The 25,632-nt window shown below is 40.4% G+C and carries 25 protein-coding genes; 11 read left to right on the forward strand and 14 right to left on the reverse strand.

What is annotated here, in order from left to right:
* Nucleotides 1-6 precede the first annotated feature (6 nt).
* From apaG to AB4153_RS13210, 3 genes are all read left to right on the forward strand, one after another.
* On the forward strand, nucleotides 7-387 hold the full coding sequence (gene apaG / locus AB4153_RS13200) for a Co2+/Mg2+ efflux protein ApaG (protein WP_102529851.1): 381 nt from the start codon (nucleotides 7-9) through the stop codon (nucleotides 385-387).
* 4 nt (nucleotides 388-391) lie between these two features.
* Nucleotides 392-1,207: a symmetrical bis(5'-nucleosyl)-tetraphosphatase gene (locus tag AB4153_RS13205; protein WP_371997743.1), complete on the forward strand. Its 816-nt coding sequence runs from the start codon at nucleotides 392-394 to the stop codon at nucleotides 1,205-1,207.
* 122 nt (nucleotides 1,208-1,329) lie between these two features.
* The gene (locus AB4153_RS13210) at nucleotides 1,330-3,351 is read left to right on the forward strand and encodes a methyl-accepting chemotaxis protein (RefSeq protein WP_371997744.1); all 2,022 of its coding nucleotides are present in this window, start codon (nucleotides 1,330-1,332) and stop codon (nucleotides 3,349-3,351) included.
* A gap of 435 nt (nucleotides 3,352-3,786) precedes the next feature.
* On the opposite strand, the gene AB4153_RS13215 is transcribed toward AB4153_RS13210, so the two are convergent.
* The 7 genes from AB4153_RS13215 to rplU all read right to left on the reverse strand — a co-directional run bounded on the left by AB4153_RS13215 (nucleotide 3,787) and on the right by rplU (nucleotide 8,042).
* Nucleotides 3,787-4,179, reverse strand: coding sequence for a DUF3718 domain-containing protein (locus tag AB4153_RS13215; protein ID WP_102529854.1), 393 nt, complete (start codon nucleotides 4,177-4,179; stop codon nucleotides 3,787-3,789).
* An 87-nt stretch (nucleotides 4,180-4,266) separates the two neighbouring features.
* The gene (folA, locus tag AB4153_RS13220) at nucleotides 4,267-4,743 is read right to left on the reverse strand and encodes a type 3 dihydrofolate reductase (RefSeq protein WP_102529855.1); all 477 of its coding nucleotides are present in this window, start codon (nucleotides 4,741-4,743) and stop codon (nucleotides 4,267-4,269) included.
* A 27-nt stretch (nucleotides 4,744-4,770) separates the two neighbouring features.
* Nucleotides 4,771-5,238, reverse strand: a complete 468-nt coding sequence (locus AB4153_RS13225; protein WP_102529856.1) for a threonine/serine exporter family protein — start codon at nucleotides 5,236-5,238, stop codon at nucleotides 4,771-4,773.
* Nucleotides 5,235-5,999 carry a threonine/serine exporter ThrE family protein gene (locus AB4153_RS13230; RefSeq protein WP_102529857.1) on the reverse strand — a complete coding sequence of 255 codons (765 nt, stop codon included), beginning with the start codon at nucleotides 5,997-5,999 and terminating at the stop codon, nucleotides 5,235-5,237. The genes AB4153_RS13225 and AB4153_RS13230 overlap by 4 nt, the downstream gene beginning before the upstream one ends.
* Nucleotides 6,000-6,061: 62 nt before the next feature.
* Nucleotides 6,062-7,228 (reverse strand): Obg family GTPase CgtA, encoded by a 1,167-nt coding sequence (cgtA, locus tag AB4153_RS13235; RefSeq protein WP_102529858.1) that lies wholly within the window; start codon nucleotides 7,226-7,228, stop codon nucleotides 6,062-6,064.
* Between the two features lie 231 nt (nucleotides 7,229-7,459).
* Complete coding sequence (rpmA, locus tag AB4153_RS13240; protein ID WP_055024328.1) at nucleotides 7,460-7,714, reverse strand: 50S ribosomal protein L27; 255 nt, start codon at nucleotides 7,712-7,714, stop codon at nucleotides 7,460-7,462.
* Nucleotides 7,715-7,730: 16 nt separating this feature from the next.
* Nucleotides 7,731-8,042 (reverse strand): 50S ribosomal protein L21, encoded by a 312-nt coding sequence (gene rplU / locus AB4153_RS13245; RefSeq protein WP_102529859.1) that lies wholly within the window; start codon nucleotides 8,040-8,042, stop codon nucleotides 7,731-7,733.
* 277 nt (nucleotides 8,043-8,319) lie between these two features.
* On the opposite strand from rplU, the gene ispB reads away from it, so the two are divergent.
* Entirely contained in the window at nucleotides 8,320-9,291 is a 972-nt protein-coding gene (gene ispB, locus AB4153_RS13250) for an octaprenyl diphosphate synthase (RefSeq protein ID WP_102529860.1), read from the forward strand.
* Nucleotides 9,292-9,392: 101 nt separating this feature from the next.
* Here the strand turns inward: ispB and ung are convergent, their stop codons facing one another.
* On the reverse strand, nucleotides 9,393-10,052 hold the full coding sequence (gene ung / locus AB4153_RS13255) for a uracil-DNA glycosylase (protein WP_371997746.1): 660 nt from the start codon (nucleotides 10,050-10,052) through the stop codon (nucleotides 9,393-9,395).
* A 95-nt stretch (nucleotides 10,053-10,147) separates the two neighbouring features.
* Between ung and AB4153_RS13260 the strand changes: the two genes are divergently transcribed.
* A complete protein-coding gene (locus AB4153_RS13260; protein ID WP_102529862.1) occupies nucleotides 10,148-10,693 on the forward strand; it encodes a prepilin-type N-terminal cleavage/methylation domain-containing protein in 546 nt (181 codons plus the stop codon).
* 71 nt (nucleotides 10,694-10,764) lie between these two features.
* Entirely contained in the window at nucleotides 10,765-11,088 is a 324-nt protein-coding gene (locus AB4153_RS13265) for a DUF3144 domain-containing protein (protein ID WP_102529863.1), read from the forward strand.
* A gap of 74 nt (nucleotides 11,089-11,162) precedes the next feature.
* On the opposite strand, the gene AB4153_RS13270 is transcribed toward AB4153_RS13265, so the two are convergent.
* Nucleotides 11,163-11,780, reverse strand: a complete 618-nt coding sequence (locus AB4153_RS13270; protein ID WP_102529864.1) for a LysE family translocator — start codon at nucleotides 11,778-11,780, stop codon at nucleotides 11,163-11,165.
* Between the two features lie 173 nt (nucleotides 11,781-11,953).
* Here AB4153_RS13270 and AB4153_RS13275 point away from each other — a divergent pair, with 173 nt between their 5' ends.
* Nucleotides 11,954-12,484, forward strand: coding sequence for a thioredoxin family protein (locus AB4153_RS13275; protein ID WP_102529865.1), 531 nt, complete (start codon nucleotides 11,954-11,956; stop codon nucleotides 12,482-12,484).
* A 97-nt stretch (nucleotides 12,485-12,581) separates the two neighbouring features.
* Here AB4153_RS13275 and AB4153_RS13280 read toward each other — a convergent pair whose 3' ends face one another.
* Nucleotides 12,582-15,149: a TonB-dependent receptor plug domain-containing protein gene (locus tag AB4153_RS13280; protein WP_371997748.1), complete on the reverse strand. Its 2,568-nt coding sequence runs from the start codon at nucleotides 15,147-15,149 to the stop codon at nucleotides 12,582-12,584.
* A gap of 480 nt (nucleotides 15,150-15,629) precedes the next feature.
* On the opposite strand from AB4153_RS13280, the gene AB4153_RS13285 reads away from it, so the two are divergent.
* On the forward strand, nucleotides 15,630-17,228 hold the full coding sequence (locus AB4153_RS13285) for an AMP-binding protein (protein ID WP_248954449.1): 1,599 nt from the start codon (nucleotides 15,630-15,632) through the stop codon (nucleotides 17,226-17,228).
* 123 nt (nucleotides 17,229-17,351) lie between these two features.
* On the opposite strand, the gene AB4153_RS13290 is transcribed toward AB4153_RS13285, so the two are convergent.
* Nucleotides 17,352-19,091, reverse strand: a complete 1,740-nt coding sequence (locus AB4153_RS13290; RefSeq protein ID WP_371997785.1) for an ABC transporter transmembrane domain-containing protein — start codon at nucleotides 19,089-19,091, stop codon at nucleotides 17,352-17,354.
* Nucleotides 19,092-19,325: 234 nt separating this feature from the next.
* On the opposite strand from AB4153_RS13290, the gene AB4153_RS13295 reads away from it, so the two are divergent.
* A complete protein-coding gene (locus AB4153_RS13295; RefSeq protein ID WP_371997749.1) occupies nucleotides 19,326-19,847 on the forward strand; it encodes a prepilin-type N-terminal cleavage/methylation domain-containing protein in 522 nt (173 codons plus the stop codon).
* 24 nt (nucleotides 19,848-19,871) lie between these two features.
* On the opposite strand, the gene AB4153_RS13300 is transcribed toward AB4153_RS13295, so the two are convergent.
* Genes AB4153_RS13300 through AB4153_RS13310 form a run of 3 tightly spaced genes read right to left on the reverse strand, consistent with a single transcriptional unit; the run spans nucleotide 19,872 to nucleotide 22,918 of the window.
* The gene (locus AB4153_RS13300) at nucleotides 19,872-20,282 is read right to left on the reverse strand and encodes a hypothetical protein (RefSeq protein WP_229368010.1); all 411 of its coding nucleotides are present in this window, start codon (nucleotides 20,280-20,282) and stop codon (nucleotides 19,872-19,874) included.
* 46 nt (nucleotides 20,283-20,328) lie between these two features.
* Nucleotides 20,329-22,023, reverse strand: a complete 1,695-nt coding sequence (locus AB4153_RS13305) for an alkaline phosphatase family protein (RefSeq protein WP_371997751.1) — start codon at nucleotides 22,021-22,023, stop codon at nucleotides 20,329-20,331.
* 46 nt (nucleotides 22,024-22,069) lie between these two features.
* A complete protein-coding gene (locus tag AB4153_RS13310) occupies nucleotides 22,070-22,918 on the reverse strand; it encodes a formylglycine-generating enzyme family protein (RefSeq protein WP_371997752.1) in 849 nt (282 codons plus the stop codon).
* A 222-nt stretch (nucleotides 22,919-23,140) separates the two neighbouring features.
* Here AB4153_RS13310 and AB4153_RS13315 point away from each other — a divergent pair, with 222 nt between their 5' ends.
* Nucleotides 23,141-24,442, forward strand: coding sequence for an anaerobic sulfatase maturase (locus AB4153_RS13315; protein ID WP_303512271.1), 1,302 nt, complete (start codon nucleotides 23,141-23,143; stop codon nucleotides 24,440-24,442).
* Nucleotides 24,443-24,516: 74 nt separating this feature from the next.
* Entirely contained in the window at nucleotides 24,517-25,539 is a 1,023-nt protein-coding gene (locus AB4153_RS13320; RefSeq protein WP_371997753.1) for a hypothetical protein, read from the forward strand.
* Nucleotides 25,540-25,632: the final 93 nt, after the last annotated feature.

Below are 25,632 nucleotides of genomic sequence, written 5' to 3' on the forward strand. Positions count from 1 at the left end.
AGTTTGATGACCTCTGTAGCTGCTAACGTAAAAATAAAAGTTGAAACAAATTACCTTGAAGAACAATCATCAGCAGAAGATGAAAAGTATTTGTTCAGTTATACCATCACCATCATTAATCTCAGCGAAATCCCAATCACGCTAAAAGACCGTCACTGGATCATCACTAACGCCAATGGTGATACTAGCGAAGTCAAAGGGCCGGGTGTTGTCGGTGAAACCCCAACTATTGCTCCTGATACCGCTTATCAATATTCAAGTGGCACCGTTATGGAAACCCCTGTTGGCTTTATGGAAGGCAGCTACGGCATGGTGACCGAACAAGGTGAGCCTTTTAAAGCTAGTATTCCTACTTTTAGACTCGCGATTCCAGGTATTTTACAGTAGCACTATGGCACATTATTTTGTTGGCGATATACAGGGCTGTTTTGACGAACTTAAATTGCTGCTAGCAAAGGTAGACTTCAATCCAGCTAAGGATGAACTTTGGGCAGTCGGTGACTTAGTTGCTCGTGGCCATGGTTCTCTGCAAACGCTTCGTTATTTAAAATCCTTAGAAGGCAGCGCTAAAGTCACCCTTGGTAATCATGACCTCCATTTACTGGCTTTACACGGTAAGCTTAAAAGAGCTAACCCCAAAGATAACCTAGCTGAACTACTCGCGGCTGATGACATTTCTAACTTGATTGATTGGCTAAGACAACAGCCCTTGGTACAAACCCTACCTTCGCATAATATCATCATGACCCATGCAGGTGTCCCACCGCAATGGGATTTAACCACACTGCAAACTGAAGCCCTTGCAGTGAGCAATGCGCTAAAAGAGAATGATTATCTAAACTCTCTTATCGCAAAAATGTACACTGAAGCGCCTGATTTATGGGATAGTAAGTCTAAAGGGCTACCTAGATTAAGGTACTGCATTAATGCGCTGACGCGAATGCGTTACTTACATCCAGATGGTAGTTTGGATTTTGGATGTAAAAAGCCAATAAAAGATAAAAACTCAGGGTTAACACCTTGGTTTGAATTCGATTCAGAGCTTAAAGACAACCACACTTTAGTATTTGGCCATTGGGCCGCTCTTATGGGAGTGACTCAACAAGATAACGTTTTGGCATTGGATACGGGCTGTTGTTGGGGAGAATATATGACACTTTGGCATGCTGAAACCAATGAAAAAATAATTCAGCAAAAACTAAAATAATTAATAAATTGTTAAACTAATAATAACCTTAGCCGATAAAGCTAATAGATCTCACATGATCACATTACCCTGAGCGATCAAGAGATAAATTCGGGATAAAATAATAACAGCCGGAGTATGCTATGAAAATTAATGTTGCCACCAGAGTCATTGGCGGTTTTACTGTTGTAACACTTCTTTTAATCATATTGGGAGGTGTATCACTGCTTACCAATAGTACCATTAAAGATAGCACTACAACGTTGCAAAGAGTTAGCCTACCAGCCCTCACTGCAACGGGTGAATTAACCCAAAACTTAAGTGCTCAGCAAATTCAAATTTTATTTGGCTATTACACAGATCAGTCTGCACAAATCCCAGCTGTTGAGAAAAAGATCCAGACAGAATCAGCAGAATTCACTAAAACCTTGAATAAGCTGTCTAACCTCATCTCCGATAGACAAGAGTTTTCAAGTAATCTTTCGCAATTAAAATCTAGCTATTCAAGTTTTGATAAAAACAGCAAGCTCATGCTAGAAGAGCATGAAAGCGCACTTATTAAGCATGAAACGCTTTTATCACTACGAAGTGACTTAGAAGATAGTGCAGATGAAGCATCGTCAATTCTGTTAGATCTGATTGATCTAGAAATGAGTGAAGATGCAACCGAGCAAAGTATTGCTGCAACAGCCAGCGTTGTAGACAGTACCTTTATCAACATTATCACTACGGTATACGACTTAGTTGCAGCAAAAGACAACAGCAAGTACAACGTAATAGTTAATGAGCTTGACTATATGGTCAGTGATACACGAGTTAAGATTGAACATATCAATCGTCAGGGGCGCGGTATCGTCAGTGACAATACCTTAAATGACTTGAATACTGAAAGTGAAGCTGTCTTTAAATTAATTAACGACAATAATGGCATTATTGCTATAAAAGGGCAGCAACTGAGTCACGATCAACAAGCTGAAAAAATGCTCGCTGCTACCGATAAAGCCCGTTTAGATGTTAACGCTAAGATGATTAACTTAGCTAATAATATCGAAGGTTTTACAGGTGAAATTAGTGACAGCGCTATTCAGAATATCGACTCTGCAAGTTTGAAAACAATGTTTGTTGTCATTCTTGCCATTCTCGTTTCGATTGTTGTAAGTATTGCAGTGGTTAAACCACTGACTCGTTCATTAGCGAAAGTGAATCAGGCATTAAATATTCTCGCCTCGGGTGATCTAACTCATAAGCTTGATGACACGGGACATGATGAATTTGCAGAGCTTGCTAAAAACTGTAACAGTTTAGTCGATAGCCTACGAAATCTGATTGTTGGTATTCTAGACCGCTCAAACCAACTTGCAGCAGCAGCTGAAGAAACGTCTGCAATCACCACTCAAACAACCAGTGGTATCCAAGAGCAAAAGAGCCAAGTTGACCAAGTCGCTACAGCCACAACACAATTAAGTTCAAGTGCTCAGCAAGTGTCAATGAGCGCTGATCAAGCACTAGAGCAAATTAAACAGGCTGATGAAGAAACACAGCATATGCGCACAATTGCTGAAGAAAACAAGCTAACGATTCTTGCCCTCGCTGATGAAGTTGCTAAAGCAGGTCAAGTGATTAATAAAGTTCATTCTGATAGTGCTTCTATTGGTTCAATTCTTGATGTTATTCGTGGTATTGCAGAACAAACAAACTTACTTGCACTTAATGCTGCAATTGAAGCTGCACGTGCAGGTGAACAAGGGCGCGGATTCGCTGTCGTAGCAGATGAAGTGAGAAGCTTAGCATCTCGAACTCAAGAATCGACAAGTGAGATTCAGCAAATGATTGAGATACTGCAGCAAGGTGCTCAACAAGCTGTGTCAGTGATGGAATTAGGTCGCTCACAAGCAAGTAGCTGTGTTGATAAAACAGAGCAAGCGAACTTAGCACTAGAAACCATTAGCCAATCGGTTCACAAAGCCTATGATTCTGGTAATCATATTGCTCAAGCTGCACAAGAGCAAAACCTTGTCAGCCAGCAAGTATCAGAAATGCTAGAACATATTGCCGCTATATCTGAAGAAACGGCAACAGGTGCAGATCAAACTGCGCAGTCAAGCCATCAAGTAGCAATGCTATCTGAAGAGCTACAAAGCTCGGTGGGTGAATTTAGAGTATAAACACCCAACTATCACCATTTAAACAAAAAGGCTCTTAGGAGCCTTTTTTAATACCTTAAATTCACTTTAAAGCCGACGTTTCGCCTGCAGCCACAACTTAACACTTCAGAGGATGAAAAGGGTTTCGAAGAAGCATGAAGCAGATAAGAATAAAGCCGTTTACCCACCACTTCCTTCAATTATGCTGACTAGTTAGGCAAGTGAGTTTGTAACGCTAGCTTGTTCAGTGAACAAACATCTATATCCAACATTTTTAAGACGGTTATTAATCATCAAATTAAAGCCATAAAAAAACCGCCATGATGGCGGTTTTTAGATTAATTGCTATTTGTACTAACGAAAGACGCAAATCAACAATCAATCTAGCTCGTTATGACGCAATACACTTTCTATTGCACCAAACCGTAACAAATGACTCAATACGTAAACTAACGTTTATTCACCACCGCTGATACGATCTTGAACTGCAGCAGTAATAGCACTTCCGCTATGACCATTTGCATTTGCCCAATCAAGAATGCTTTTACCGTCAGCTTCTGGTGTGCTTAAGTCACCGGCAGGAAGACGCTTTGCAATATACTCACCTACTTCTAATGAATTAGAGTTGTAAGCTGTTCTTAATAAGCTGTTACCGTCACAAGAAACACCAGTGTAAATATTGCGTAATTTTACGCGGCTTTCTTTCAACTTTTTACGTAAACGGTTTTTGTCATTAGATTTTACATAATCACAAATGTTTGCGACAAGTTGATCGGTATTCGCTTCGGCAGGGGTTGACACAAAAGATGCTGCAATTAGGGCTGCTAAGGCCACTGGCAATAAACGCATCTGACACTCCTTTTTAGGTATTTTTATTTTTGTACCTACCATCAAGGGTAAGTATCAATTCAGGGTAACACAGGACACAATTTAACATTATTTCACCAAAGTGTTAAAGCTATATTGCAATTGTGATTCATTTATCTCAACAACCTTCTCAGTTAATGTCCAACTACCATCATCCCACTCAGGAAAAAAGGTGTCACCATCAACAGTTAACTCTATGAAGGTTAGATAAAGGGTATCGGCTAGCGGTAGAATTTCTTTATAGAGTTGTCCACCACCAATCACAACTATTTCCTCACAATCGCTAACAAGTTCTTTTGCTGCCTCAAAAGAATTTACGCAACTGACTCCTTCAGGCTGATAATCATTCTGACGAGTTATCACAATATTATGACGCCCTGGGAGTGGCCTTCCAATAGATTCAAAAGTCTTGCGCCCCATCACCACAGGTTTTCCTAATGTCATGGCTTTAAAGTGTTTTAAGTCTTCAGGTAAATGCCAAGGCATTTTATTGTCTTTACCGATAACACGATTATTTGCCATGGCGGCAATCATTGCGATGCGCATGTATAGTCCTTATAAATGCTTAAGAATTTAAATAATGGGTCGAGTGCGATAATAAACCAGTGATGGCATAGCCAGCCCCACCGCGATAGCACCCAGAATAAATACCGTTTTTAAGCCGTTAAAAATCACTAGCGAAGTTAAATCACTGCTTATTTGTTCTTGAACACTGAGTTGTACAATTGATATCAAAGTATTGTATGCGTATGTGCCAGGCACCATAGGAATAATGGCAGCAACAGAATACATAAGCGGAGGCGCTAAATGTTTCTTAGCAAAACGGATAGTCATCACGCCAACAAGTGCAGCTGCAGCAAAGGTTGCCCACTCAATAGGCATATCAAAGTGCATCAATAAAGATCGAAAGCTATGGCCAATGGCGCCAGCTAAACCACAGTAAGGTAAAAATCGCTTTGGAACATTAAACACCATTGCAAAGCCGATCGCTGGTATAGCAGAAAAGAAAGCATCATGGAGTAACTCTAGGAAGAGATTCATAGAAAAAACTCCCCTCCCAGTGCCATCGCCAACGTAATCCCTATCACTGTAGACAGAGTTAACAACGTGGCATGTCCCCACCGGGATATTCCAACATTCATATGGCCTTTAACCATATCTGAAATAGCGTTAATCAAGGGAAAACCTGGCACCAACATTAGTACACTGGCTGCCATGGCTGTTTTAGGCGTATCAGTTACATCAATGACATAGCCAAGCTGGGCGATTAATGTGGTGATGAAAGCGGTTATTGAAAAAATAATCAGTAAATTAAAATGCTTTTTAACTAATGACAGTCGTACTGACATCCCGACAGCTGAGGCGATAAAGGTAATGATACATGACGCGACATCACCACCAAATAAGTGACAAAAACTCGCACAAGATAGGCCTATCATGCCAATAACATACTTGGCTGGGTAGCTCCTCGGTTCAATTTTTTCTAAACGTCTTTTGACCTGCTTCGCGCCATAAATGCCCTTTTCTGCAAGTAGGCAAATTCGTTGCACCTCACACACAATCATCATATTGATGCCATGCTCTCTAATACGTCTTGTGGTGGTGATACAACGCCCATGAACTAGGCTGGTTAAAACGAGGGAGTTGGAGGAGATGGAAAGTTCGATACTGGCTAAGCCGAGAGCTTTGCCTAAGCGCTGGCTGATCTCTTCAACAAGATCAGATTCAGCGCCGTAAGCTAAGAGTAATTGCGCACTGCGTACCACAAGACGAGTGATATCATTTTGAGTTTCTGCGTACACTGGTCTCTCTTATTACCCTATTAATAACACCATAATAATCTAGGCGATTTTATCTCTCAATATTAACGTTGATAAATAATCTCTACATCATAATCATCTTCGTCAAAGTCATCATCAAAATCGTCATCATAATCTTCATTGACTGATTCAACGTTTGCTTGATGATAATTATCCCACTTGAATTCAACTTCATCTTCAGGATTTGCGAGTTCATCTTCTGCAGGAAGTGCAGAAATAAAGTCTAACAATTTCAGACTGAGGTCTTCTGTATTGGTACGGTTGAATGCCGACATGGTATAAATGTCGCCTTTCCAATCGATTTCCTTAACGATGTGCTCCATTTTCTCAGCAAGCTCATCTTCTTGAAGTAAGTCTATTTTGTTAAACACTAACCAACGAGGCTTGGCTGCTAACTTTGGAGAGTATTTCTCAAGTTCAGCCACAATTGAGCGAGCAGATTCAACAGGATCGCTGCCATCAATAGGATCGATATCGATGATGTGTAATAACACACGACAACGCTCTAAATGCTTTAAGAATCGAATACCTAAACCTGCACCGTCAGAAGCACCTTCAATCAAACCTGGGATATCTGCGATGACAAAGCTTTGGCCTGGGCGTGGGTTTACTACACCAAGGTTAGGTACTAATGTCGTGAACGGGTAATCAGCAACCTTTGGCGTTGCACGAGAAACTGAACGTATAAAGGTTGATTTACCTGCATTAGGTAATCCCAATAAACCAACGTCAGCCAATAGCAATAACTCAAGTTTAAGCATGCGTACTTCGCCTGCTGTTCCTAAGGTTTTTTGTCTTGGAGCGCGGTTAGTACTGCTTTTAAAGCGAGTATTACCTAAACCGTGGAAACCACCTTTAGCCACTAATAATTTCTGACCATGAGTGGTTAAATCACCTAGCAACTCTTCAGTTTCAAAATCCATTGCACGCGTACCTACTGGTACTTTTAATAACGTATCTTCGCCGCCATGACCGGTACAGTCACGACCACGACCATTCTTACCGCGTTCAGCGATATAAGAACGTACAAATCGAAAATCAATAAGCGTGTTCATGTTTTCGTCTGCGACTAAAAATACGTTACCGCCATCACCGCCGTCACCACCGTCTGGGCCGCCGTCTGGCACATATTTCTCACGTCTGAAGCTAACGCAGCCACTGCCACCGTTACCCGCTTCAACTTTGATTTTAGCCTCATCTATAAACTTCATACATACTCCTGACACCACTTAATGTGCCAATTATAACCTCAAAAGACTGAGATGTGCAGGGAAGCGTAGAAGATACAATCACCATAAATCGCTTACTGCAAAAAAATAACTATCGATGTGATACATCGAAATACTTCATTGAAGTTTAGTTAACTAAATTCAACAATGAGGTAAAAAACACAAAAGCCCCGCCAGAAGGCGGGGCTTTCAAAGACTGATTAGAGTCTAGAATTAAGCTTCGATGCTAATAAACTTACGGTTATTAGGACCTTTTACTTGAAACTTAACTTTACCGTCTGTTAATGCAAACAAAGTATGGTCACGACCGATACCTACGTTTACACCAGCGTGGAACTTAGTACCACGTTGACGTACGATGATGTTACCAGCAACAACTGATTCGCCACCGAAACGCTTAACACCAAGACGTTTGCTTTCTGAATCGCGGCCGTTACGAGTAGAACCGCCAGCTTTTTTATGTGCCATGAGTTAGACTCCTAAATTATGCGCTGATCGCAGTGATTTTAACTTCAGTGAACCATTGACGATGGCCCATTTTCTTTTCGTGATGCTTACGACGATTGAACTTTTGAATAGTTACTTTCTCACCGCGACCGTGGCTAACCACTTCAGCAACAACTTTACCACTAGCAACTAGAGGAGTACCAACGTGAACGTTCTCACCATCAGCAACCAATAATACTTGATCAAACTCTACAGTTTCACCAGTAGCAACTTCAATTTTCTCTAAACGAACTGTATGACCTTCAGCAACACGATGTTGCTTTCCGCCACTTTGAAAAACAGCGTACATAGCTATTTCACTCCAAATGGACTAACACTCCGATTCGTAATAGTAGATATCGGGTGCTAAAAACTTTTAATGACAATGGGCGCGGATTCTACGGCAAGATTAGCAGTCTGGCAAGCGTTAAATTTGAATCATTAAAAAAAGCTCGGTTTAACTCTCACTATCTAAGAACAAAAGCTGTCTAAGGCATGAAAATTAGTTAAAATTTGTTAATATACAATTTGAACCTTATATAGTGGGCAATATAATTTGCCCAATAGCCTAATAACTAGAGACCATTATGGATTTGAACGCCATTCGTCAACTAGCTGATAATGACATGCAAGCCGTCAATCAGTTAATTTACAAACAACTTGAGTCTGATGTTGCATTAATAAACCAACTGGGTTTTTACATTATCAATGGTGGTGGTAAGAGACTTCGTCCACTGCTTTCTGTATTAGCCGCTCGCGCTATTGACTATAAAGGTGAAGAACATCTTAAGTTAGCTGCCATTATTGAATTTATCCACACAGCTTCTTTATTGCATGATGATGTAGTAGATGAATCGACCCTAAGGCGCGGCCGCAAAACTGCTAATGCGCTTTTTGGAAATAGTGCTAGCGTACTTGTTGGTGACTTCTTATATACCCGTTCATTCCAGATGATGACTGAACTCGATAGCATGAAAGTGCTAAGAGTTTTAGCAGATACCACCAATATTCTTGCTGAAGGTGAAGTCTTACAATTAATGAATTGTAATGACCCTGAAACCACGGAAGAAAATTATATGCGAGTGATTTACTGCAAAACAGCTAAATTATTCGAAGCCGCGACCTTACTCACAGGTGTGATTGCAGATGTGAGTCAAGAACAGCAAACCGCATTAGGCGAATACGGTAAATTCCTCGGAACTGCATTCCAGTTAACCGACGACTTATTAGATTACACTGCTGATGCTGATGAGCTTGGTAAAAATATCGGTGATGACTTAGCTGAAGGCAAACCGACATTGCCATTGATTTACGCTATGGCACACGGTAACGACACTGCAAAAGCACTGATTAAAGAAGCCATTGAAAAAGGTGACGGTACTAAGGCTATCGATGAGATTGTTGCAGCACTTAAAGAATCTGGTGCGCTTGAATACACTAAGCAGAAAGCAGATCAAGAAGCTGATAAAGCGATCGCAGCACTCGCTCCGATCCCAGATAGTGAATATAAAACAGCGTTAATTTCATTAGCTAAAATATCAGTTCAACGTAACAACTAATTTATAGCTGTTAAGTTTGCGATAAAAAAATGCACTTCGCTTTCATTAGCCAAGTGCATTTTTATTATGTTCAAAAAATGTTTGTTAGATTTACTGAATATCTAGACCTGCCAATCAATCGGCATATTGCCCTTCTGTGCCAGCAGTTGATTAACTTTTGAAAAATGCTGACAGCCAAAGAAGCCACGATAGGCTGATAAAGGTGATGGATGTGGCCCAGTTAGAACCTGATGCTGCGGAGCATTAATTAACTTGCCCTTCTTAATGGCATGAGCGCCCCACAACACAAATATAATAGACTCCTCACGTTCATTAAGACAATGCATGGCATTATCGGTAAAAGTCTCCCAGCCAGCCTTTGAGTGTGAGTGAGCCTTACTTTCTTCAACCGTTAATACTGTATTGAGCAACAACACACCTTGTTCGGCCCAATGGGTTAAGTTACCTTGTTTCGGGATCTCAAAACCTGCAATATCTTGTTTCAGCTCTTTATAAATATTTACCAATGAAGGTGGCGTTTTCACTCCAGCTTGGACCGAGAAGCATAAGCCATGAGCTTGTCCTGCACCGTGATAAGGGTCTTGCCCAAGAATTACCACTTTAACCTTATCTAGTGGGGTTAAATCAAACGCATTATAGATATCTTCCGATGGCGGAAAGATGACTTTATCAAGTCGTCTTTGATTATCTAGAAACTGCTCGAGCGCGACAAAGTACGCTTTCTTTTTTTCTAGTGCTATGAACTCTATCCAACTGTCCATCAGATTATTTACTCCATTGAATTGCCAACAACTCGCATAAAAATATTTTTTAACTTAAAATTAATTTCATAACAAAATAAAAAGGATGTTCGTTGATGCCCAAGAAACTGAACACCAAAAAGACATTTGGTTTTACCCTAATAGAATTAGTCGTTGTTATTATTATATTAGGCGTTATTGCCGTTATCGCATTACCCAAGTTTATCAATATTAAACAAGATGCTGAAGTTTCTACAGTCCAAGGGACTGGCGGCGCTTTTTCCAGCGGTATTTCATTGGCTAATATGAAATGGGCAGCGTTAGGAAATTCTGGCCCTGCTGATAATCTTCAGATTTTTGAAAACGCAGGTACTGATGGTCAGCTAGACATTAATCAATGGGGCTATCCGGCGCAAAATTGGCCTCCTTTTGAATCATCCCCAAGACTCAATAACACCAATGACTGTATTTCCGTTTGGGAGACTATCTTGCAAGATGCTCCTTCCATTACAACCAGCACTAACCCTGACGACTCAGTTTACAGAGCCACTTATATCAATCCAGATCAATGTCGGTATTTCTATAATCCATTAGCCACACTCTCAATCTATTACGACTCACGCAATGGTCAAGTGATCACAGATTCTGACCCGAATACGTAATTGCTACTTTATTCTGTCGGTAAAGTAGGTAGACTCTTGGCTAATTTTTAAATCATTGTGAGAAGATTTTCATGTCTGAAGAAAAAACAGAAACAACCATGTACCAATTAGCGGATCAATTTATTGCCCTGGCAAATCAACTTGGTCAAACTGAAAATGATATCGGTAAAGTCGGTACTGCGCTTCGCTTTGCTGCTGCGCGCTACAATGCCTTCGAAGCTGCAATCAAGTCTTCAGATTTAGAAGCAGAAAAAGAAAATGCCTTAAATTGGTTCTCTGATGAATACAAAGGCATGCTGAACGAAAACTTGAATGACCATATCAAGAACCCTCCAGGCGGACAAAAAGCCACAGAAGAAAAAGCTGATGATTCAGTGCAAGTCTTCAAAGGCTAATTGATAGACTTAATATACGAAAAAGCCATCTAACCGATGGCTTTGTATTTTTCGGCTAAACCAACCTTGTAACACTAGAACAAATTAATAATCACCCTAACTGCTAGTAAAATAAGCACTACCCCTGACAACTTATCAATTATCGCCGCCTTGTCGCGAAGCCGTGACAAAACAGGCCCGTGAGACAACACCACTGCAATAATCGTATACCACAAACCATCGACCACAAGCGGGGTTAGTACAATCAAAGTTTGCCCTGTAAGCGTTTCAGCCGCTATAACGAATTGACTAAATAGGGCGAGAAAAAACAGTAAGATTTTCGGGTTAAATAATGAAATTGCTAAGCCATCTCTCGCCGCTTGAAGCAATGAACTTGGCTCACCAGATTGCAGTTTTTGCTCCATGCCTCCTTTAGATTGAAGTGCTTGAAAACCCATCCATGCAAGATAAAGTGCCCCAACAACCGCAATGGCGTTAAAAATAATGGGTGATTTTTCTAAAACAACAGCCAGTCCTAATAACGTCACCAATGCATAAACGCCAATACCGATTGAGTGCGCCCAAGCACAAACAACGCCATGTAATCGCCCGCCTGACAAAGTATGCCTCAATACCATAGCTAAACTTGGCCCTGGTGACATCGCCCCTAAACAACAAATGGCTAGTAAACCTAACCAAGTACTAAACGCCATTACACTCGATTCCCATATTTTGCATTGTTAACTCTTTGAGTCTGTATGAATCAACTCATTAAAAGCCGTACGTTACCATGAATTTCTATTAACAACATTCATTTAACCTCAAATTAAGTAATCCTTGATATAGTGAATATCAATATACTGTACACATCTCAGAGAACATCATCATGACCTTAATGTTTCCTATATTACTTGGTTTATTGCTTGCTGGTATTGCGTTACTTATTTTCTTTAAAATCAAAGGGAAAAATATTCCGACCGCCATTATTATATTGTTAGGTTTTATGACGATATGCTTTACTGGGATATATGCATTTTTACAAAAAACTGAAGATTATAATGCATATAAACGACTACAATGGCAGCCTCTCAACCCTGCACAGATAGCCCCATTGGTCGATCAAGGTTATACCGTTTTTGTGGATATATACGCTGACTGGTGTTTACCGTGTCGAAGCAATAAAGCGAATGTCACTCGTCGTGAAACGATAGTAAATGCATTAGAAGCAGATAATATTGTACTAATGAAAGGTAACTGGACAGAGCCCAACCCCATGATTGAAAGCTATGTAGGCAAAAATGGTGGAATGGGTACACCATTTAACAAAGTCTATGGTCCCAGTCATCCTCAAGGAATATTACTTCCTGTAGAGTTAACCATGAACGCTGTATTTCAATCTTTAGAAGCAGCTAAGTAATCAGTCTGATTAAGATAAGTTAAATGTAAACCTACCTATCAGCCAAAAAAAAACCTTGCCAACTGGCAAGGTTTTTTATTAAATCATATCCATAAACTTAGAATACATAACTAACTTTACCGTAGTAAAAACCGCCATTGTAATCAAATGGACCACTTTCATAGTAAACTGCACCTAGCACACCTTGAGTACCATCTTTTAACTCTTGTGCTTCTTGATCAAACAAGTTGTTTGCTCCGACAGAAAGGGTTAACTGATCGAACATTGTGTAGCTAACCTCTAAATCTACTGTCACTGCAGAATCAGCCGTTTCAGAACCCCAGTCAGAAGTATCATCTGCATGAGTAGCGTAGTATTCACCGAAGTAATTACCACGTAATGAAACGTTTAAATCATCCCAAGTTTGATTCCATGTCAGGGTTGCACGATGAGCTGGAATACCATCTTCTAGACGGCGTACCTTACCCTCATCAGTTGTATCCGGATCGAACTTATCAACGTTTGTATCTGTCCAGCCATAAGCAAGACTGAACATTGTGTCACCAGACATCAACTCTGTCTCGTAAGAGCCGACAATATCCACACCCTGAGTCGTTGTATCAAAATCATTGGTGTAATAGGTCACCGCTGAAATCAACTCAGGAAATTCAACACCTGCATCACGTAAGTCATCATAATCTTCAGCTTTCACTTCGATTTGACTTGATTGCGCAATACGACCTGTCACTTCAATATTGTAGTAATCAACTGTTAAGAAGAAATCTTCATACTCAAATACTGTACCAATTGCATAGTTTACAGATTCTTCAGGTTCTAACACTTCACCGCCATAAAATGCCGCCAATGGATCCGTTGGAGGTGCAATAAATGTCTGAATCAAATCGCCATTTACAATCGATGTTTGCGTATTCACAACATTTTCCTGACCTACAGTCGGCGCTCTAAATCCAGTACTGTGAGATGCTCGCATAGACCAATAATCAGTAAATGAATATTGGGTTGAGATTTTATAATTTAACGTATCACCAAATGTCGAGAAATCTTCATATCGAAGTGCAACACCTAATAACCAGTCATCTGTTAAATAGGCTTCAACATCAGCATAAATACCAATGTTACTACGATCATTTTTACCTGCTGCTTCTGGACCAAAGCCCTTAAAACCATGTGAGCCGATATTAAAGCCTTGATCAGCATAAGGACCAGCAATCCAAGAGGCTTCTTCACCTTGAGTAATTTCAAATGATTCTTCTCTCCATTCAAAACCTGTAGCAAAGCTAATATCTTCAACTGAACCTAGGGTAAAGAAACGAGAGAAATCCAAATTGACCGTTGTTTCAACCTGCTCATAAGCACCAGTATCAAAATCTGTTTGCGTATCTTCAGGGTTAGCAGCAAGGCCAAGTGAAGGGTTTAAAGAATTATAAAGACTAAAGCTAGATTTGTTTGAACCTGTGCCAGCACTAGCATCATAATTCCATTCACCCATCTCACCTTCAAAGCCGAAGAAGAAAGACATATCTTCAATCGTACCGGCAAATTGTGGCGTGTAACCACCTGGACGAACTTGGTTCATAGAGAAACAGTTAGGATCCGCAACCATAGCGGCATACTCTGGCGTATCAAGTACATTAGGAACATTTGCAGGAACAACATCACAAGTTGATTGGTCTCCATTGACCGCACCGACTAATAAAGTTTCTCCGCCGTCAACTGAATAGACATTGCCACGATTGTGAGGGTTACGGTAGTAGAAGCCACCAATTGCTTCTCTTGATGAAACGTTACCAAATGCATAAACCCTGTGTTTGTCATTAAAATCAAAACCAAGATTAGCAAAAATGGTGTAATCATCGTTTATTTCTGGATTACCCCATACTTGTGCAGGGTCATTGACAAAAGTGTTGCCTCCAGCAATTAAACCCGCAGCATCCGGACGCTGTACGCTTCGACTTGTAGCATCAGCGGTTTTATATTGTGCACTAATATTCACGAAACCAGCATCTGTTAGTGGTAACCCGATGTTACCATCAACTGTCGTTGTTGCGCCGTCGCCTTCATAATACTCACCATGGCTGACACTAATTGAGCCACCTTCAGCGCTATCTTTTAATTGGAAGTTCATCACCCCTGCAATTGCATCTGAGCCGTATTGTGCAGCAGCTCCATCACGAAGTACTTCAACTTGCTTTAAAGCAATACTTGGAATGACTGAAATATCAGGCCCTTGAGCACCATCGTTAATACCACCACCTTGGAAAGCAATTACCGAAGCGCGATGGCGACGTTTGCCATTCACTAAAATCAAAGTACTATCTGATGGAAGACCACGTAAATTTACTGGACGAACTAAGGTTGCAGCATCACTAATTGGTTGTGCACGAGAGTTAAAAGAAGGCACAGAAGTAACTAACATATCAATCATGTCAGTTGAGCCATTTTTCCTTAAATCATCAGCGCTAATAATATCCACAGGTACTGGGGACTCACCCACTGAACGAGGTGCTGCGCGACTACCCACAACAGCAATTTTTTCTACATTCTCTGCGACTTCTTCATCTTCGGCCATTACTTGTGTTGACATAACAGAGCCGGCTAAAGCCACTGTTACAGCAAGGCTTAATGAATTTAAGCCAAACTTCCTTTTCTTTAAATTAGTCATCATTGGTGTCTCTTTATTTATTATAATTTCATGCTTGTGACAGGTGTTTAAATCAATTCAATGACGTAAACATCGTCTCTCCCAAAATGAAGTAACTCCATTTGCAGTTACATTTTTATAACAAATAAAACACAATTGCTAATAATTTCTATTATTCATCAAAATAATCAACGCCTTTAAGCCAATAAAAAAGATAAATTAACTAAATATATATAGAAAAATACAACTAAGCAGCACATTAACCTGCAAATTAGGCATTACTTAATTAGTAGCACCATCCAGATAACTTTATTTAGTTTAAAAAACCAGCATTAATACCTTCGTTGTGCAAGTATAAAATTACATATGTAGAGTAAAAACTCTATATATATTAATGTGATAATAAAAATATATCGCGAATTCTGTTGACCTTTTGAGCACAATAGCTCTAATCTAAACGCTCGTTTGATTATCAGAAGAACAAACACAATAAAGGTGATAACCATGGCATACGACGCAGATACAATACTTAACCTAGAAAAGTATCAATCGCTGGTAGATTTAATTGAACAAACTTGTCAGCAGTATGGAGACAATGTCGCTTATGCCTGTTTAGGCAAGCAAACCACTTTTAATGAGATTGAAGCAGCATCACGTCATTTTGCCACTTACTTACAACAACACAGTGGACTTGAAGTGGGAGATAGAATTGCAATTCAACTTCCCAATATTACCCAATTTGTCATTGCAGCTTACGGGGCGATTCGAGCAGGGCTGATTATTGTTAATACCAACCCGTTATATACCGAGCGTGAATTAATTCATCAATTTAATGATTCTGGTGCCAAAGCCTTGGTGGTGTTATCGGATTTACTGCCAACACTAAATAACGTCATTGAACAAACTTCAGTATCGTTAGTTATTAGTACGCATGCATTGGACTTAATTAATCCGCAACCTCAAGCTGATACCCCATTTGAAAAGATTGAATTTAATCAGATGCTCGCACTTGGCGCGCAATCCAATTACACCCCAGTAAAACCATTACAAACTGATCTTGCCGCACTGCAATACACTGGTGGCACCACAGGGTTATCAAAAGGCGCAATGTTAAGTCATCGCAATATGTTAGCTAACTCAGCGCAAGTTAAATCTCGTATCGCTAGCACCATGACGCCAGGAGAAGATATTTTTGTTGCGCCTTTACCGATATATCACATCTATGCATTCATGGTGAATCTAGTCCTGTATTTTGAATCAGGCAGCTGCTCGGTACTCATTCCAAACCCACGTGATATTAGTGGCCTTATAAAGACCATGGCCAGCTACCCATTTACCGGTTTTGCCGGCCTAAATACCTTATTTGTTGGCTTATGCCACCAGCCAGAATTTCAAGCTCTCGACTTCAGTAAGTTGACCATTACTATCTCTGGTGGTACCGCTCTCACTAGCGCTGCAGCCAATATTTGGCAACAAACCACCAATTGCATGATCTCAGAAGGTTACGGTTTATCAGAGACATCACCAGTTGTAAGCCTTAATGCTCCGGGTTTTCAGCAGCTAGGTACCATAGGTAAACCCGTACTTGAGACTCAAGTAAAGATCCTTGATATCAATGATGAAGAAGTACCACTCGCAGATGCGGGTGAACTAGCAGTAAAAGGGCCACAAGTTATGCAAGGCTATTGGCAACAGCCAGCTGAAACAGCCAAAGTGATGACCCAAGATGGTTTCTTTAAAACCGGTGATATTGCTGTCGCGACAGCTGATGGCTTTCATAAAATAGTTGACCGTAAAAAAGACATGATCATCGTATCAGGCTTTAATGTGTACCCTAACGAAGTTGAAGACGTATTATCGCAAAATGAATTAGTACTTGAATGTGCAGTTGTCGGTGTAGCAGATGACAAGTCAGGTGAAGCAGTCAAAGCTGTTATTGTATTAAAAGAAGCGACAACTGATGAAGCGCAAACTAAGCAACAAATATCTGACTATTGCCGCAGTCAATTAACCGCTTATAAAGTACCGCGCATCATTGAATTTACACCCCAGTTACCTAAAAGTACTGTGGGCAAAATTCTAAGGCGTGAACTCAGAAAGTAATCTCATTAAGTCGCTAATACTTCATTGGCAAGTCTTAATAAAAAACGCCACTATCAGCTTAGATAGTGGCGTTTGCTTATGTAAACACTCTTGTTGTTATTGCTTAACTCATGTCAATTACGATTAACTACTCTGCTCTGTCAGTAACTGCAAGCTGGCAAACTCTTGGTAAACATCACTAGACTGCATTAGCTCTTGATGTGTCCCTATGGCAACTATTTGGCCTTTTTCAAGCACGACAATTCTGTCGGCATTAATCACTGTCGCGAGTCGATGGGCGATAATGAGCGTTGTTCTCCCCTGCATTAGGTTGTCTAACCCTTGCTTAACCTTGACTTCGCTCACAGCATCTAACGCACTCGTGGCTTCATCTAATAACAATATCGGTCTATCAGCTAATATTGCCCTAGCAATGGCTATACGCTGTTTTTGTCCGCCAGATAACTTAACCCCGCGCTCACCAAGGTAAGTATCATAACCGTCCGATAACTCCTGGATAAACTCATCCGCTTTTGCGGTAATGCAAGCTTGCTGCACTTGCTCTTTTGTTGCATCAATACGACCGTAGCGCACGTTTTCAAATACACTGGTGGCAAATATGACTGACTCTTGAGGCACCAATGCATATTGCGCCCTAAGCTGCTCTAGACTTAACCTCGATACATCAATATCGTCTAACCTTACCAGACCTGCTTTAGGCTGATAAAAGCGCAGTAATAGCTCAAAAAGCGTGCTTTTACCTGCACCACTCTCGCCCACTAAGGCCACCCTTTCGCCTGCTGATATAGTAAGGTCAATGCCTTTAATAACGTCTTCTTTACTACTTGGATAGGCAAAACGAAGCGCTTCAAGACTCAAACACCCATTGATGTTGGCAGGTAAAACTACAGGGGTTGTCACTTCGGGGATATCAACCGGAGTACGTACTAACTCAATCAGTCTTTCTGCAGCCCCTGAAGCACGTTGTATTTCACTAAAGACTTCGCTGATTGTGGCAACAGAACCTGCTGCCATCACCGCATAAAACATAAAGGCAGACAATTCACCCGCACTGATATTATTTTGCATTACATCTTGTGCGCCTACCCACAAAACCAAGGCTATTGCTGCAATACTTAAGAACATCACTGACGAGATTAAAATTGACCGATATAAAATTCGCCCTTTCGCTGCGGTCATAACCGATTCAACTTGGCTATTAAACTCGGTTCTATCTTTACGCTCATGCCCATAAGCCTGCACGGTATGGATCTCATGCAGAGTTTCATCAATGTATGCGCCTAAATCGCCGACTTTATCTTGGCTTTTACGTGAATACTGACGCACTTTTTTGCCTAAAAAGATCACCGGAATAAACACCATTGGCACAGCGAGTAACACTAGTCCTGTGAGTTTAAGACTGGTTATCGCCATCATCACAATAGCACCGAGTACTGTCACAGTTGAGCGAAATGCCATTGATAAACTACTGCCAACAACACTTTGTAATAGTGTGCTGTCAGCGGTAAACCTTGATATGACTTCACCAGTACGCTGCTCGGCAAAAAATGCAGGGGATAAATTCAATAAATGGTTGTAAACAGTCAAACGAATATCAGCGATAACTCGTTCGCCAAGCCAGGTCATTAAGTAAAAACGACAAAATACGGCACTGCCGCTAATGGCCGTGATGACTAATATGAACAGTACAATTTCATTAAGGCGCTCAGCGTTATCAGCCAAGAAGCCTTCATCCACCATCATCCGCACGCCTTGACCTAAAGAAAGCCAAGCAAAGGAGCCAATAAACAAAAAGATTATTGCTGCAAACACTTTTAGTTTATAAGGTTTGAGAAAATCAAATATCCAAGGTAATACAGCAATAGAAGAGGAAGTATTAGATAAGAGAGCCTCTGTTGACGCTCTCTCTTTTGAATTCGGCACAGTTTACATCCACCAGAAACTAAGTTAATTAGGATAATAACAACAAAAACAAGTAATGTAGATGTATTATCAATCGGCGTTATGTATCAACACAACCTAAAATGCTGCTACTATTGTTAACAACATAAGTAAGCCAAAAATAATAACATTACATAGAAATACATTTTGAAATATATGAATAAAACATTATTTTGCTCACCTAAAAATCACTCAGCCCAATTCAGTTATTCGAAAAAATCATTTGGTTTCACATTAATTGAACTGGTTGTGGTTATCATTATATTGGCTATTTTAGCCATAGTAGCTAGCAGCAAATTTATTGATTTTAGAAAAGATTCTATTGTCGCAACAATGGATGGAATGGAAAGTGCCATGCAGTCGGCTGCAACACTTACCTATTCAAAAGCATCTATCGCTGGCGTTGAAAAACTGCCCACATCAACTCTAAGTATTAACGATATTGATGTTGAACTAGCCTACGGTTATCCAGATGGCACTGCCGCAGGGATTGATTTACTTATGGACTTCCCAGATGAGGATTGGAATAAACGCCCTAGTGTATTTGCAGGCGCTTGGATTTATTGGCATGGCGTTATCACTGAAGATGCAGGTCAAGCAGCTTGCTATTTACGTTATCGACAAGCTACTTCAGCAAGTGCAAGACCTATTATTAATGTCGTCACCAATGGCTGTTAACGACACACCACCATATTTACAGCATTAAGCATCAGGGTATCTTTTTTCTATACTTTTTAACGAGCGTAGAAATATCCCTAACCCACCGACACTTAACACCAATATAACGATTAAATCGAACGCGCTCATATGGCTAAAGCGGAAATTGATTGAACTTATCACACCAAATATCAAGCCGACTAATGAACCAAAAGTGAGGATCCAGCCAAAGATATTCTTAGCATTATAAAACATCAGTCCAATACCAAACATGAATGGGATCATGATCATGCCACTGGTTAACCCAACCCCGCCCACATTATAAAGGCTATGACTAAAGCCGAATGAACTGGTCACTTTTATCGCTTTTAATAGCATATAAAAGCCACCGCACATCATAATTAATCCAATAAAAAATGAGCCAATCCCACCTGATGTTCCACCTGCACCGTTCATATCATTCCTTTGTTTTGAGTAAAATTACTATTTCTGTATTGAGTGTTTATCGACTTACTTCTTCAAGCACTTGCCCTGTTGCACCGCTAGGTTGAGTGATCCGTAATTTATTCGATAAGGTTGGCGCAATGTCATATGGTGTCACCTCACGATCAATGCGTTGACCTTTAATATTATACCCAGCAAAAATAATTGGTACATGGGTATCGTATCGCCAAGGTGAACCGTGTTTAGATGCGATAACCAAACCTTCTAAATCATTAATATACTTACGTGGAGCAAACACGATATAAACGTCGCCAGAACGCTGTCGATGATGGTTGTTCATTACCAGCTGCCCGACTCGGGTTGGCGGAACATTATTCAACTCAATATCAGTCGACGTAATGGCCATTTCGACCCCTTTAACTTTCATCACTTCTTGAGCTATCGCGGTTTGCACTTGTGCAAGAGACAGATTCTTTCTGGCAATTAATTCACGGTCTAAATAAATATAAGGTTCTGAAAACAAAGTTACTACATCATCATTTAAACCAAACTCTTGTTTTAAGCGTTTTTTAACCCCTTGGTTTAATAAGCTATCAACTTCAAAGTATCCCGCATCGTGATACCCGATATCATGCACATGTGGCGCAGTTTCTGGTACACCATGATCTGCCGATAACACTATCAAAGTATTTTCTAGACCGACTTGCTTATCAACATGACTGAATAGATCAGCAAGGGTTTTATCCAAACGCAGTAAATTATCTTCGGTTTCCAGACTATTGGAGCCAAACATATGCACGACATAATCATTAGATGAGAAACTCACCGCTAAAAAGTCAGTATGCTTATTTTGTCCTAATGCTTCTTTAGATAATAAGGTTTTAGCAAAATCTGCAGTCAGCTCATCCCCTGCAGGGCTTAAGGTTAATTTTGTCGTGAAATACTTACTATCACCTGCACCGTAAGGGTGAGGAAATTGGTTATTAAATCCTGCTAAGTCAATTTTATGAGTCGCGGATGAATCGACTAAGGTATATTCTTTTTTCGCTAAACTTAACTGCCAACTTTTGTCTGAGTAACGCTTGAAAAGCTTACTGTCATTCCAATCATTAACCCACTGAGGATATTGCGGATAATAATAGTTACTGGTGGCAAACTCACCTTGACTCTTAGAAAACCAAAAAGCTTTTCCCATATGCCCTGCAAGTGAAATCGCGCCACGATCTTTTACGGATACGGAGTACACTTTTGATTGACCATTGGTCGCCACCATCAGCTCGTCAGAAAACGTAGTACTCAGCATTGGAATTGGAGAACGTCCATCCATTAAAGCCGTCTTCTGAGTTGGATCTATTTCAGTTGATTTATCAACGCCAGCATTCGCTGACAACATATGATAATTTTCATCTTCAACATTATAAACGAGGCGTTCTTGGCTTCGGTCATACCAAACATTACCCACCATGCCATGCACACTGGGTGTTGCGCCTGTCGCAAGCGATACGTGGCCTACAATCGTTTCAGTGTTACTGTGTTGATAATGGGCATTAGTATAATGAGTGCCTTCATCAAGCAGGTACTTAAACCCATTGTCACCAAAGTTATGTTTGTAGCGATCCAGTAAATCACCTCGTAGACCATCAACGGTAATTTGTAGGATTAATTTAGGTGGTGTTTCTGCTGAAATTGCTGCTAGTGGGCTTAAACACGTCATGCACGCCAAAGCATATAAAGACAAACTAAGTTTATTCATTAGGACTCCGTGATTTAAAAATAGAACGTTCCATATTCATTTAAAACTAGTTAGCATCTTTTGCTAACCTTAGCCCTAAATCAGACATTAAGATGGACTGACTTGCAAAGTCTCGTCGAAAGTTTTCAGACTCGTTGGCATCATAAGCAAAGCTGCCACCACGGGTAGTTTTATGGGCTAAATTGATATCTGAATGCTGAGCATTATTAGGATTATGCTTAGGCGATACTCGATAAAAACCTTCATCAAATTTATCAATAACAAACTCGCCAACATTACCTGTCATGTCGTAAAGGCCAAGTTCATTTGGCTTTTTGAGCCCTACAGGTTGTGCACGATTATTAGCATTTTGGGCATACCAGCCAACATCATCGATATTGTTCGAGCCACTGTAAGTAAAGCCTTTAGATTTATTGCCACCAATGGCAGCAAATTCCCACTCAGCTTCAGTAGGTAAACGATAATTATCGCCAGTTAATTCGTTTAAACGCTCAATGAAATATACCGCTTGCTGCCAACTTAAATTATTAACTGGCACTTTAGGGTTAACAAAAAAGCTATTTGAACCACCCATTACTGACTCAAACAGTTCCTGAGTCACTTCAAATTTTGAAATATAAAAACTATCTACACTGACTTCATGAGCCGGCTGTTCTGACTTTTTAGCTGTTTCCAAGTTGGAACCCATGACGAAGGAGCCGCCATCAACTAACACCATGTCAGCCATAATCGACACAGAAATTGGGTGAGATGAAATGTTAGTGGTGCTGCAAGCGCTTAAAAAAACAAGACATGTTGCGCCAATCACTCCCGACACTATCGTGCGAGTGCTCTGCAGTATTGACGGTTTAACACTATGGTTAATGTGACCAAGATTTTCACCAGCTTGTTTCATATATTTCCCATTATTAATCCGCTGTTTTAAGTAGCAATTATAAAACGCTATATCGATTTGTTAACCAAACTAATGGTTATATTGGATATAGCCGAATTGAGCTTATATCGTCAAAGTGAATAGCTTACAATTTACCTCAATTGATACAAACCTGTCAGCTTACATACGATACAAAGTAATTCTGTACGAAACAGACACGCTCAGCCATTAAGAGGTAGTGATATGAAGATAACTCAAGGTCCACAATTTAATGGTAAAGCCTCAAAACGTATGCACGTCATGGCAAAACCCATTGGCGCTGTGTGCAACATTGATTGTGACTATTGTTACTACCTCAGTAAACAAGACTTGCTAGAATATAAAAAAGGCTGCTCCCCTGAAATGGATGAGGCCTTACTAGAAGAATATATTCAGCAATATATTCTTCAGCAGAACACACCAGAAATAATCTTCTCTTGGCAAGGCGGTGAGCCGACGATGCTGGGGCTCGATTACTTTAAAAAAGTCGTTGAATACCAACAAAAGCATTGTCCGAAAGGGGTTGTCATCTCTAACGACTTGCAAACCAACGGCACATTGCTTAACGACGAATGGTGTCAGTTTTTTAAAGTAAATAACTTCCTGATTGGACTGAGCATTGATGGTCCAGAGTTGATGCATAACACTTACCGCACCAACCGAGCTGGTCGTGGTACATTTAGACAAGTCATGCTTGCGGTAGAACTGCTGCATAAATATGAAGTCAGGTTCGCAACATTAACCTGTGTCAACAAAGTGACCAGCCAAAGCCCTGTTGAGGTATACCGCTTTTTACGCGATGTGGTGAAGTCTCCGCAAATGCAATTCATCCCAATTGTTGAGCAAAAAACCTTTAGAACCGATGCACCTCAAACCGACACTAAAGCTCCTCAATATCGTCAAGGTGATAAACGTCTTATTCCAGGAAACAAAAGTTCTGTAATGGAGCCTTGGTGTGTTTCAGATGAAGCATGGGGTAACTTCCTCATTGCTGTATTTAATGAATGGGTGATGCATGATTTTGGTAAAATCATGGTGCAATATTTCGAAGCCAGTGTTGAAGCCTGGATGGGCAATAAAAATCCGTTATGCACTTTAGGTCAAGTCTGTGGCAAAGGCTTAGCGCTCGAGCCTAATGGTGATGTTTTTGCCTGTGATCACTATGTCTACCCTGAATATAAAATTGGCAATATAAAAGACACGCCTTTAGCTGATATGGCATTTTCAGAAAAACAGCAAAGTTTTGGTTTAGCAAAATCACGCGGGATAAACTCCCAGTGCAGCCAGTGTGAGTATCAGTTTGCATGTTATGGCGAATGCCCTAAAAACCGCTTTATCAGCAGCCGTGATGGTGAGCCTGGCCTGAATTATTTATGTGCAGGCTGGAAAAAGTTTTTCGCCTATATCGATAAACCTTTAGCGTACATTTTACGCAATACAGGCCACCCTGTCGCACACGGTAAATATAGCGATAAGTTAATCCAACAAGCCACAAAAAACCGATAACATTTACCTTTACATATTATTTTTAATAGAGGGTATTTGTATGCCTTCACTACATGAATTGATAGGTTTTAACTATGACATTTCGTCCATTGACATTGTTCACCTTAGTAGCGCTTTCAATGTCGCTACCTGCAATCAGTATCAGCTTGCCAGCCAATGCTGCACAAACTGAAACGACAACCAGTGATTCAAGTGAAACAGTAACTCCTCAAGCAATGGCTTATATTGCCCAAAATATTAATGAGCCTGCAGAAAAACGCGCTCAAGCACTGCGATTTATTGCCCAATACCCAAATGAAAACAGTCTGGTTGCAGTCGCTAGAGCTTTAAAGGACAGCCAACCTATAGTCCGTGAAGCAGCAATTGCAGGTGCAATGCCCTACCCTTTAGAACACCGTTACCGTATGGTCGCACCGTTACTGCAAGATGACGTTGAGTCTGTACGTTTTAGCGCAACAGTTAGCTTGATAAAAGATTTTGAACAATTACAAATGGGACAACAAGCAGAGCTTAGAAGCCAAGCTGATAAGCTGATTGCACAACTTAAACTTGATGAGTCTTATACCCAGCAACTGTTATTAGCTGATGTTTATCGTTGGACATTACGTCCTAATTTGGCGCAAAACATATATCTCGGTTTATTAACATCAGTAGATAAGACTACAGAGTTATATTTAAATCTATCCACTAATTACTATGCACAGGGACAAGATGAACTCGCACTGAGTACATTGGATAAAGGCATTGAGTTTGATAGCAGTAATGCTAACCTGCATTACTCTAAAGCGCTGACGCTAGTTCGTTTAAATCAGAAAAGCATTGCCGCAATCTCGATGAGTAAAGCCACTGAATTAGCGCCTGAAAATGCCTATTACTGGTATTTAAATGGTGTGCTTCAAGAGCCACTGGATATCGAATTATCTATTGAATCATTTGAGCAAGCATATTTAATTTCAGGCTCACCTGAAAACCTGTATGCAATGTGCGATATTTATATTCGTAATAACCACAAAAACACAGAAGAATGCATCAGTGCGTTAGCTGACATCGCCCCACCACAAGTTATTAATGACCTACGCGCTAAACAGGCGCAGTAACACATACAGTAAAGACGAACAATAAAGAACGCATAAGAAAAAGCCTGCAAATAGTAGGCTTTAGCTTTTATATTATGTCATTCACAGCCACAT

The sequence above is a fragment of the Shewanella sp. 10N.286.52.E4 genome (assembly GCF_041468785.1).
Classification (GTDB): domain Bacteria; phylum Pseudomonadota; class Gammaproteobacteria; order Enterobacterales; family Shewanellaceae; genus Shewanella; species Shewanella electrodiphila.